This window comes from Vibrio sp. ECSMB14106, from assembly GCF_000972265.1.
Lineage (GTDB): Bacteria > Pseudomonadota > Gammaproteobacteria > Enterobacterales > Vibrionaceae > Vibrio > Vibrio kanaloae.
The window spans coordinates 113,469-123,560 of record NZ_LAUM01000019.1 but is presented as its reverse complement, the minus strand read 5'-3'; the positions used below and the strand labels follow the sequence as shown (position 1 = coordinate 123,560).

The window sequence follows — 10,092 nt, the reverse complement described above, 5'->3', positions numbered from 1 at the left end:
CGGCACTGCCTTCGATGGTTCGAATCCGTCTCCCTCCACCATATTCTTCCTTAATTGGAAAATCGAAAAGCCAACTCGTTGAGTTGGCTTTTTTCGTTTCTAAGTTCAACACTTCGGACACCTACCCGCAGCTCTCACTGCAAGATTGTAATCTCTCGGAAATCATTTCCCATACTTCCCAGTGACGTCCACAAGCTAAAGAAGAGGCGCAACCTAAGCCATTGGTAGAAATAAGCTACTCATACTCTTCAACTATTTGTTGTTTCTGATGCAATGATATTTCAGGTTCTATTATCGGTTCGAAAACTCAGTCGTCACGATTAACACCTCTATCTTGGTTAGATACCCCGATTGAATATCTAAATAAAATGAATAACTTGGTTCAGCCTAACTCACCGTTGGCACAAAGTATCACTCTAAATAATTGTCGTGATGATACTGTTTTTCTACAAATGAGGAGAATCCAGAGAGCCGCATTATCGTAAGCCCTAGAAAAACTCTCTTCTGAAAACTTACAGTTCTATACAACCAGACACAAAAAAGCCCCTACAGATTTCTCCGTAGGGGCTTTCAATAATCAAAGTAATGTCTAGCTAACTCATTTTTAGTTAACTATCGAGATTAACCTTGAATACCAACAATTAGCCAAGGCGCATTGTTAGTGGTTAGATCGCGCTCTAAGTGCCAGATATCAGTGATATCTTCTTCGATGCCATCCGCAGTATCGCGGTAGCGACCACTGAACTGTAGGCTTAGTTGTGCTTTGCTACCGTCGTGGTCAGCTCGAACGATTTCAGCATCAACGTACATTACGTCTGTATGCTGATCACCGTCTAGCTTATTACGCTCAGCTTTTAGGTCTTCAAACAGGCTTGGAGACACGTACTCTTCAATCGTGTTTAGCTCGTTGTGGTTCCATGCACCTTGCAGTGTACGGTAGTGTTCACGAGAGCCATTGATGAAGGCCGCTTGATCAAAGCCCGGTGGGTAGTTATGTGGTACATCGCTTTGTGCACCAAAACCGAAGCCACCAGCAGTGCCTTGTGATTGAGGTTGTGCTTGCTCGAAGTTATGAACGTTTGGCTGTTGCTTTGATTGTTCAAACTTGTTCTGGTTCATACCGCCAAATGCAGGCTGTTGACCACGAGTATTCTGCTGATTCATTGAGCCCTGCTTCGCACCCAGCATTCCGCGTAGGAACTTAAACGCTAGGAAAGCAATCAGACCCATGATCAAAATATCCATAAACTGGATACCTTCAAATGCGCCACCAAAGAATGCAGCTAAAAGACCACCAGCCAGTAAACCACCTAGCAGACCGCCCATAAGGCCTTTCTTGCTAGAGTTAGCGGCTGCTTTCTTACCGGTTTGATCTTGTCGGATCGAATTCGTGTTTTGTTGTTTTGGTGCTGGAGCCGTTTTAAAGCTTTTGCCAAATGACTTACCACCACCAAACTTTTTCGCTTCTGCGATTGGCGTCACCGCGACTGTTACCAACAGGATCGCGACTAGTGAGAAAAATCGTTTCATTATTATCCTTTATAGGTTTTTTATCTTTCGACCCTTTCATCATACTCGTTAACAAAGAACAATGAAATATTCACGGCATTTACACATGTATCATAATATTGCGGCTATTAATTGGTTGCTTAATTAGCGAAAAGATTGACGACTATCGAGGGCATCATTAAAATATTGAACGATGTTCATTTACTAGAAACGAATCATGGCACGAAGAAACGATCATACTCGAGAGCAATTAGTCCAGCTGACCTTAAAGACAGTGACAAACTTTTTAGATCAGCACTCTTATCACGAGTTAAGTCTACGTAAAATTGCCAATATGATTGGTTACGTCCCTAGCACATTGGTGAATGTATTTGGGAACTACAACCTACTACTTTTGCACGTTGTTGCCCAAACATTAGATGAACTGACGTCTGAATCAGCGAGCGCAGTCGAACAATCGAGTAGTCCTCAACAAGCTCTATTCAATCTTGCCTACTGCTACCACGATTTTGCACAAAGACACCCTCACCGTTGGCAGCTTATTTTTGAACACAACATGAATGGTGAAAACCTTCCTGAATGGCAGTCGAACCGCATCGATAAAATGATAGATATGCTTGAGCAACTTCTATTAGCCATTGCACCTGAGCACACGGAAAGTGAAGTGGTTAAAGCAAGCCGAGTATTATGGTCTGGTGTGCATGGTATTACTTTATTAAGTGTCGACGATAAATTTTTCGCATCAGAACCTATTGATGGTAAAGAGTTGATCGATAACCTAGTCTCAAACTACTTAACTAACTGGTAAGTATCCAAGGAAAGAGAATGAACAACAGCAGCCAATCTTCGCTGTTAACGCAAAAAAGGTTCCTACCCTACTTTATTACCCAATTTCTGGGGGCCTTTAATGACAACATATTCAAAAATGTTCTGTTGCTGTTTGTAGCTTTCGCAAGCGTAGACACGCTGCCTATCTCCAGTAATTTATTCATAAATTTGGCCGCAGGCCTTTTTATTCTGCCCTTCTTCCTATTTTCGGCGTTGGCTGGTGTACTGGCTGATAAATATGAAAAATCTTGGTTTATTCGTAAGATTAAGCTTATTGAAGTCGTTATTATGTCACTGGGTGCTATCGGTTTTATCTACGAAAGTTACGGAATATTACTTCTACTTCTGTTTCTCATGGGAACACAAAGTGCCTTCTTTGGCCCGGTTAAATATGCGCTATTGCCACAACAATTAGAAACGAAAGAGCTTGTTTCTGGAAATGCCTTAGTTGAGACAGGCACATTCCTAGCGATCCTGATCGGCACTCTCGGTGCTGGTATTATTGCATCAGAAGAAAGCGCTAAACTGATCGCCGCTATCAGTATCATTTTATTCGCGATTCTCGGATATGTCTCAAGCTGTTTTATTCCTGAAGCACCAAGCAACGCCCCAAGCCTAAAAGTGAATTGGCAGCCCGTTAAACTGACCCGCAGCACACTGGCGATTGCGAAGAAAGACCGACCTACTTTCCAAGCGCTGATGTCTATCAGCTGGTTTTGGTTCCTTGGTGCAGCTTACCTAACTCAGTTTCCCAACTTCACCAAACTGCATCTAAACGGCACTGAAAGCTCAGTCGCCTTTTTACTGGCACTGTTCTCGGTAGGCATCGCGATCGGCTCTTTGGCTTGCGATAAGTTATCTAATCACCGAATTGAAATCGGCATCGTGCCAATGGGCAGCTTAGGTATCTCGATCTTCGGCCTTTTGATGGCGATATCCATTCCGGAGTCTTTGCCTGACTTTAGTTCTTTCTATCAATTCGTAACCTATTCAGAGCTTTGGCCGCTATTCGCTTACCTTCTGCTTCTGGGTATCTCTGGAGGTATCTTTATTGTTCCTCTGTATTCACTAATGCAGTTACGTGCCAAGCCAGATGAACGTGCACAAGTGATTGCTGGGCTCAATATTTATAACTCACTATTCATGGTAGGAAGTGCAGTTTTGGGTATTGTTTGCCTCAGTGTTCTAAAGCTTTCGATCCAACAACTGTTTGTGTTGCTGGCACTATTCAACACCTTAGTGATGTTCTCCCTGTTTTATCAGGTGCCTATCTATGCGTTCCGTTTTTTCACTTGGGTGGTGACTCACACCATGTACAGAGTTAAACATAAGAACTTACATCACCTGCCAGAAAAAGGCGGTGCGTTGATTGTCTGCAACCATGTGAGTTATATGGATGCACTGCTGCTAAGTGCGGTTTGCCCTCGCTTGATCCGTTTTGTGATGGAAGAGGATTACACCAAGTTGCCACCTATTCGACGTTTTTTGAAAAGAGCGGGAGTGATTCCAATTTCCGCAACGAACCGCAATTCGATTCGAAACGCTTTCAAAGAAGTAGAACGTGCCCTACATGAAGGCCACATCGTATGTATTTTTCCAGAAGGAAAGCTCACCTCTGATGGTGAAGTGGCTGAGTTCATGCGTGGTATGGAGCTGATCATCAAACGTTCTCCTGTCCCTGTGATTCCTATGGCTCTCAAAGGGTTATGGGGCAGCTACTTTAGTCGTTACAAAGGCCGTGCCTGCAAAGGATTACCAACTCGCTTCTGGACTAAGTTAGAGATAGAAGCTGGTGAGCCTATTTCACCTAAAGAAGCCTCTTGTGAAACTCTTCGACAGTCAGTCTCTGACCTTCGCGGATCACTACGTTAGCTCACCAGCCCTTTATTCATATCAGCTGAACAAGCGTTAAGTTTTCCTTAACGTTTGTTCAATTCATTTAGACTTACTTATCATTTTATTGAACGTATAGTGGTCTCATCACAATAACGCCACAACAAAACAAGACTCTAAATACAATGAACCTAAAAAAGTCCGTTCCATTTTATCTTGCTGCACTGTTTTGCTTAACGCCTTGGGTTAGCTCACCGACAGCCCTGGTTATCGGTTTCCTACTTACTAGTTTAGGATTAGTCCCTGAACACTTGGAAGTCGGCAAACTTACCAAAAAGCTACTGGCCTACTCTATTGTTGGTTTGGGTTTTGGTATTCAGTTTGAAAAAGCATTAGCAGTAACAGGCGATGGTATTGGGCTCATTGTAACGACGATTATCGGTACATTAGTTATTGGTTGGTTCTTGGCTAAGCGAATGGGGCTAGACCGCACAACGGGCTACCTTATCTCATCTGGTACCGCGATTTGTGGTGGTAGCGCGATAGCAGCTGTGGCACCCGCGATCAAAGCAGACGATGAACAGATTGGCTTGGCATTAGCCACTGTATTCGTGTTGAACTCGGTTGCTCTATTTTTGTTCCCGATGATTGGTCACGCGCTTGAACTCAGCCAACAAACATTTGGTACTTGGGCAGCTATTGCGATTCACGATACCTCTTCGGTTGTCGGTGCGGCATCTGCGTATGGTGAGGAAGCGCTCACTACAGCAACAACATTAAAACTAGCTCGCGCGCTTTGGATCATCCCAATCGCGTTAGTCAGTGCAATGATCTTCAAAAATGGCCAAAAGAAGATTACGGTTCCCTATTTCATTTTCTTCTATTGCGCCGCTATCGCGGTGAGTGACTTACTGCCACAATTTGAGATGGTCTATCAAGGAATCTTTGATGTGTCTAAGCGAGCACTGGTGGTGTGTTTGTTCTTAATTGGCTGTGGTATTTCAGTTGAGAAGTTAAAAGCAGCGGGGCCGAAACCATTGATGTTTGGTATTACGATGTGGGTCATGATCTCAACGGGTTCATTAGCGTGGTTAACTCTCGCCTAACCGACATAGAAACGTTTTAGACGGTTGTTCGGTTACCTAGACATTCAGGTTAGCGAGCAACAAAACAAAAAAGGCAAAGCTCAAATGGGTTTTGCCTTTATCGTATGTGGTAAAGATATTCTGTGTTGCAACAATCACGAATCAAACAGGGGCTTATCACTCTTATTGCTCTCTCTTTTCATTAAAACAAGTACCACAACCAACACAAATGCGGTGAGCTCAGCCAACGAACGAGTCAACCCTGATGAGATGACCGCTTGGCCTATCTGCAGTAAAACCGCAATGATGAGGGCAATTTTCATAATAAGACCTTATTCTATAATCCGTTATTTATATGGCTTATTATGATGGATGGTTATAAAGATAATAAATTCTGTTTTGAACTATCTAATTGCTAAATTAACTAACCGCCTTCCAATCTAGCAACGACACAACAACTTCCGGATCTGTGCGGCTTTTTAGTTCCTACGTTGAAACAACCAAGCTGCCAAACCTGCTCTCGATACTTTAATCCCCTGCTGTTCTTGCTCAGGCATTTCATAATACTCGATAGGAAATTTGAATCGCTCTAGGTTCCCTTGTAACTGTTCTGCAAACCACTCTTTGGTCGGTAGTTCGTCACTGTCGACAATCGCTACAGGTCTAAATCCAAATTCACTATCTTCTACAGGGACCACAAAAGCTTGTTTAACACTAGACAATTGAGTTAATGCTCGCTCTATCTCTTCGCAGTGAATGTTCTCACCGCCGGAAATAAACTGGTTATCTGCGCGGCCAATTATCGACACTTGTTCGCCGTCCCATTGGCCAAGATCTTTACTATCAAACCAACCGCTCTCATCCACCAAAGGCGTTAATTTACCTTGATGGTAATAACCGGAAGCGAGGGTGTCACCTCCAATATAAATACGTTGGTTTTCAATTTTCAATTGACGATGATTAAGCACGAAACCAGCAGTGCTGCTTGCATCAACAAGTTTTGCAGTCACCGTTGAAGCCGCTTCGGTCATACCGTACCCAAGCCAAGTTTCGATGCCCATCTGTTGAGCTTGAAGAGCAAGTTCTTCTGGAATATGACTTCCGCCCAAAAGCACATGCGTTAAAGTAAGTGCTTGCTTACTCTTTAGTAAGCGATGTAGCTGAGTAGCGACCAATGATGCGTGACTGCATTCTTCTATATCAGTTTCAAGCTGACCTGTGCCTATTTTGATGCAACCACCAACCGCCAACCAACGATGAACTATCGCTAATCCTGACACATGGTACATAGGTAAACTCAGTAACCAAGTGTCACCTTGTTCAAAATAAAAAACGTCGAGCAATCCGACCGCCGAGCATAAATGCTGCTCAAGCGTGTGAGTCACTGCTTTCGGATTTCCGGTAGAACCTGAAGTGAATACGATGCTTGCTAGATTTTGCGGATTGAAGTTGGAGTCTTGAGGTGTCGTTATCCGATTATCATCACCATCGACCTTCACTTCATTTAAGCAAGACAAGGTCACCAACTGAGTATTTAAATCGACAGTCTCTGATTGCTCTATCCCGCTACTGTCCAAAAGCCAAAGGTAGCTTTGTTGACCCGCTTGATATAAGGAATCGAGCTTTTGCTTCAGGCGTAAGCGAGGTTGAGGCATGGTGAAAGCGCAAATAACACCCAAATTAAGTGCGGCAAGATAAGCAGGAATCACTTCAGCTTGGTTCTTACCGACAATCGTCAGTACATCACCTTCAGATAGGCCTTGAAGAGATAGCTGTTGTTGGTACTCACTAACCAACACAAACACTTGTTGCCAAGTATAAGTGCGGTGAGTAGTCACTAGCGTTGGTTGAAGTGGGTTTTGCTGCGCCCACTGTAACCAGAGCGGGTGATGATTAGATTGTGGGCGCATCATATGATAACCAAAAATAGATTAAGAACTTACTGAGATAATTACATAGCCATTCAAATAGCTCGGTCTAACAAGACCAAATCAGTTGCTGCTGTTCAAGCGTAGAGACAGGCAGCTGACAGCCCGGCCAAGAAACTTCTAGCTGCAGCTTGAACAAGCCAATCGTATCCAGCCCCGGCACTTCATTTGGCAAATATTGCTGCGCCAGACGAGCAATCTGAGTCAGACCTAGGCTCGACTCAATACTCGAGCTCAATACAGGTTTAATTCCAAGCTTCTGTGCACGCTCAATGATTGCCACACAACGCTCGACAGAACCAATAAGAGTTGGCTTGATCACGACAGCTTTAACACCAGTAAGGTCGCTAAGATCAAATTCTGGGCTGCGCACCGCTTCTTGCAATGTCTCGTCCCACGCAATCGCCACACCATGGTCAATGGCAAAGGCCAAGCTATCTTCTGGCTTTTGGCAAGGCTCTTCAATAAAGCTAATACGCTGACGTAATGAGGGCGCAATGTACTTAATGAACTGCTTAGCCTTTTCAGGCTTCCATGCACGGTTAGCATCAAGTCTTAAGGTTAAATCAGGAATCGACTCAAGGAATAAGCTCACCAGCATACCGTCACGGATCGCTTCATAAAGGCCAACTTTTACCTTAGCAACCTTCTCGCCTTCCATCTGGTTAAGTACAGGGATCAGTTCATCAGGATCGCCTGTACACAAAGGCGCAGCTTGGTAGTTACCTTCAGCGTTAAGATCGCCTCGTAATTCCATCATCGCCATCGAAAAGCCAAACGCGACAGAAGGATATAGCTCATCAAAAGGCGTTTGAGGGTTATTGTGGCTCCAAAGTTCTAATTCGTGTTGAAGCTGAATGCCAGCTTGTTCGGCATCTTCTTGGCTAAAACCTGGCAAAGGCGCGACTTCACCAAAACCAGTTTTACCATTACACTCAAGTTGGATTATATAGCCAACGCGTTCGTTCAACTTATTGTCACGAAGAACCACGCCACTATCCATAGGTAATTGATAGCGGTAGAGTTTAGCGTAGCGCTGAGAATTCGCTGAGTTCATAAAGTTTCCTAAAAAACGGGGAACATCAAAAGAAAATGAGCCGCAATTTAGCGACTCATTCTGAAGAGGATAAAGCTATGGATTACGCGGGAACTTGTCGAAGTCAGGTCGACGTTTCTCGTTGAATGCGTTGCGGCCTTCTTGGCCTTCCTCTGTCATGTAGAACATCATGGTTGCGTTACCAGCGAGCTCTTGCAGACCGGCTTGACCATCACAGTCAGCATTAAGGGCTGCTTTCAAGCAACGCAGAGCCATTGGGCTGTGCTGCAGCACTTCACGACACCAACGAACGGTTTCTTTTTCTAGGTCAGCGACAGGAACAACGGTGTTTACAAGGCCCATGTCCAGTGCTTCTTGTGCATCGTAGAAGCGGCACAGGAACCAGATTTCACGCGCTTTCTTTTGACCAACGATACGAGCCATGTAAGAAGCACCCCAACCGCCATCAAATGAACCCACTTTAGGACCCGTCTGACCGAACTGCGCGTTTTCAGCGGCAATGGTAAGGTCAGCCATCATGTGAAGTACATGACCGCCGCCTACTGCCCAACCCGATACCGCTGCGATAACTGGTTTTGGACAAGTACGAATTTGACGCTGGAAATCAAGTACGTTCAGGTGGTGTGTACCTGAATCATCTTGGTAGCCGCCGTAGTCGCCACGAATACTTTGGTCACCACCAGAACAGAACGCCTTCTCACCAAGACCCGTCAAAATGATCACGCCTACTTTCTCGTCGTAACGAGCGTCAGCCAGTGCATTGATCATCTCTTTTACGGTTTGTGGACGAAACGCATTGTGGACTTGAGGACGCGCAATCGTGATTTTTGCAATACCATCATCAGACTTGTGGTACTGAATATCTTCATATTGACTGCTTTCATCGCGCCAGTTAACGGCTGCGTAAAGTTCTTCTTCTGTGATGCCTACTGTTTTAGCCATGGTGATTCCCATTGTTCTATTAGATACCACGACTAACGAATAGTCGTGACGGTGTTGCTCTGCTTTTGATAGTGCTTGAGACTAGAGATCCGCTCAGTCAGATTAGCGACGACTGGCGATACATTGGATTATCAAGTTTGAAAACAACTCTGGTTGCTCAAAATGAACATTATGACCAGCGTAGTCGACCTGACTATATTCAAAGCCACTATTCTCAGCTAGCTCCATGAATTTACGATCTTTTTCTCCACACACATAATGCAATAAATGCTCATGAGATTTCAATGTGGCACGTAAATCCGGTTGCTTAGCTAACGAAGTAGATAACAACATATTTGCTACGGATACTCCAAGGTTACCACTACGCTTTATGACCAAAGTTTGTCTTTGCTCATGATTTAGTGAAGAAAAGACGCTTTGTTGATACCAATCGTCTAAAACATCTTCAATCGACTGCTGCGCAAAGCGAACCGCCCACTGCGTATCATGTACTAACCTTTGTGCTCGTTCTTCATCACACTCTAAGCCAAAGTTGCCGCCTTCAATAATCACTTTCTCTAGGTTAAGAGTCTCAAAACAAGGGCTTGTCACCCCATACATCGCAAGCCTTCCGCCCATCGAGTAACCAATAATCACGATAGGATAGTCTGCTGGCAGATTGTTGCGCGCCAATTGAGAAGTAATGCACTGGACAATTTTATTGCAGCAATGCTCAAACCCTACCGGATCGATAAAGCGACTTTGTCCGTGTCCGGGTAAATCGATGCAAAGAAGAGGAAAATTCTCGAGAAATGGATGACATGCACTCCAATCATCCCCGCTTCCGAGTAAACCATGTAAAAAAACAAGCAAAGGTTTGTCGGAAGGTTCTTGTACAGCTGGGTAATAATTGGAGTAAAGCATGTAAAGT

The 10,092-nt window shown here is 44.3% G+C and carries 9 protein-coding genes; 3 read left to right on the top strand and 6 right to left on the bottom strand.

Translation table 11 applies throughout. The features are described 5' to 3' along the window. Nucleotides 1-621 precede the first annotated feature (621 nt). On the bottom strand, nucleotides 622-1,530 hold the full coding sequence (locus WR49_RS13840; protein ID WP_046224410.1) for a Tim44 domain-containing protein: 909 nt from the start codon (nucleotides 1,528-1,530) through the stop codon (nucleotides 622-624). 196 nt (nucleotides 1,531-1,726) lie between these two features. Between WR49_RS13840 and WR49_RS13835 the strand changes: the two genes are divergently transcribed. The 3 genes from WR49_RS13835 to WR49_RS13825 all read left to right on the top strand — a co-directional run bounded on the left by WR49_RS13835 (nucleotide 1,727) and on the right by WR49_RS13825 (nucleotide 5,276). Further along, nucleotides 1,727-2,317, top strand: a complete 591-nt coding sequence (locus tag WR49_RS13835; protein ID WP_046224409.1) for a TetR/AcrR family transcriptional regulator — start codon at nucleotides 1,727-1,729, stop codon at nucleotides 2,315-2,317. 17 nt (nucleotides 2,318-2,334) lie between these two features. Then, nucleotides 2,335-4,209: an MFS transporter gene (locus tag WR49_RS13830; RefSeq protein WP_046224408.1), complete on the top strand. Its 1,875-nt coding sequence runs from the start codon at nucleotides 2,335-2,337 to the stop codon at nucleotides 4,207-4,209. Between the two features lie 146 nt (nucleotides 4,210-4,355). Continuing rightward, entirely contained in the window at nucleotides 4,356-5,276 is a 921-nt protein-coding gene (locus WR49_RS13825; protein WP_046224407.1) for a YeiH family protein, read from the top strand. Between the two features lie 134 nt (nucleotides 5,277-5,410). Here the strand turns inward: WR49_RS13825 and WR49_RS21505 are convergent, their stop codons facing one another. From WR49_RS21505 to menH, 5 genes are all read right to left on the bottom strand, one after another. Continuing rightward, nucleotides 5,411-5,578 carry a hypothetical protein gene (locus WR49_RS21505; protein ID WP_046224406.1) on the bottom strand — a complete coding sequence of 56 codons (168 nt, stop codon included), beginning with the start codon at nucleotides 5,576-5,578 and terminating at the stop codon, nucleotides 5,411-5,413. 156 nt (nucleotides 5,579-5,734) lie between these two features. Next, nucleotides 5,735-7,168 carry an o-succinylbenzoate--CoA ligase gene (menE, locus tag WR49_RS13815; protein ID WP_046224405.1) on the bottom strand — a complete coding sequence of 478 codons (1,434 nt, stop codon included), beginning with the start codon at nucleotides 7,166-7,168 and terminating at the stop codon, nucleotides 5,735-5,737. Between the two features lie 64 nt (nucleotides 7,169-7,232). After that, nucleotides 7,233-8,240 (bottom strand): o-succinylbenzoate synthase, encoded by a 1,008-nt coding sequence (gene menC / locus WR49_RS13810; protein WP_017056953.1) that lies wholly within the window; start codon nucleotides 8,238-8,240, stop codon nucleotides 7,233-7,235. A gap of 75 nt (nucleotides 8,241-8,315) precedes the next feature. After that, nucleotides 8,316-9,182 carry a 1,4-dihydroxy-2-naphthoyl-CoA synthase gene (menB, locus tag WR49_RS13805; protein ID WP_017064079.1) on the bottom strand — a complete coding sequence of 289 codons (867 nt, stop codon included), beginning with the start codon at nucleotides 9,180-9,182 and terminating at the stop codon, nucleotides 8,316-8,318. 102 nt (nucleotides 9,183-9,284) lie between these two features. Next, complete coding sequence (gene menH / locus WR49_RS13800; RefSeq protein WP_046224404.1) at nucleotides 9,285-10,085, bottom strand: 2-succinyl-6-hydroxy-2,4-cyclohexadiene-1-carboxylate synthase; 801 nt, start codon at nucleotides 10,083-10,085, stop codon at nucleotides 9,285-9,287. Nucleotides 10,086-10,092 lie beyond the last annotated feature (7 nt).

Bases quoted from the DNA above. Each gene is read 5' to 3' on its own strand.
- WR49_RS13840 (WP_046224410.1), bottom strand. From the start codon at position 1,530: ATGAAACGATTTTTCTCACTAGTCGCGATCCTGTTGGTAACAGTCGCG.
- menB (WP_017064079.1), bottom strand. From the start codon at position 9,182: ATGGCTAAAACAGTAGGCATCACAGAAGAAGAACTTTACGCAGCCGTT.
- WR49_RS21505 (WP_046224406.1), bottom strand. From the start codon at position 5,578: ATGAAAATTGCCCTCATCATTGCGGTTTTACTGCAGATAGGCCAAGCG.
- menE (WP_046224405.1), bottom strand. From the start codon at position 7,168: ATGATGCGCCCACAATCTAATCATCACCCGCTCTGGTTACAGTGGGCG.
- WR49_RS13835 (WP_046224409.1), top strand. From the start codon at position 1,727: ATGGCACGAAGAAACGATCATACTCGAGAGCAATTAGTCCAGCTGACC.
- menC (WP_017056953.1), bottom strand. From the start codon at position 8,240: ATGAACTCAGCGAATTCTCAGCGCTACGCTAAACTCTACCGCTATCAA.
- WR49_RS13830 (WP_046224408.1), top strand. From the start codon at position 2,335: ATGAACAACAGCAGCCAATCTTCGCTGTTAACGCAAAAAAGGTTCCTA.
- menH (WP_046224404.1), bottom strand. From the start codon at position 10,085: ATGCTTTACTCCAATTATTACCCAGCTGTACAAGAACCTTCCGACAAA.
- WR49_RS13825 (WP_046224407.1), top strand. From the start codon at position 4,356: ATGAACCTAAAAAAGTCCGTTCCATTTTATCTTGCTGCACTGTTTTGC.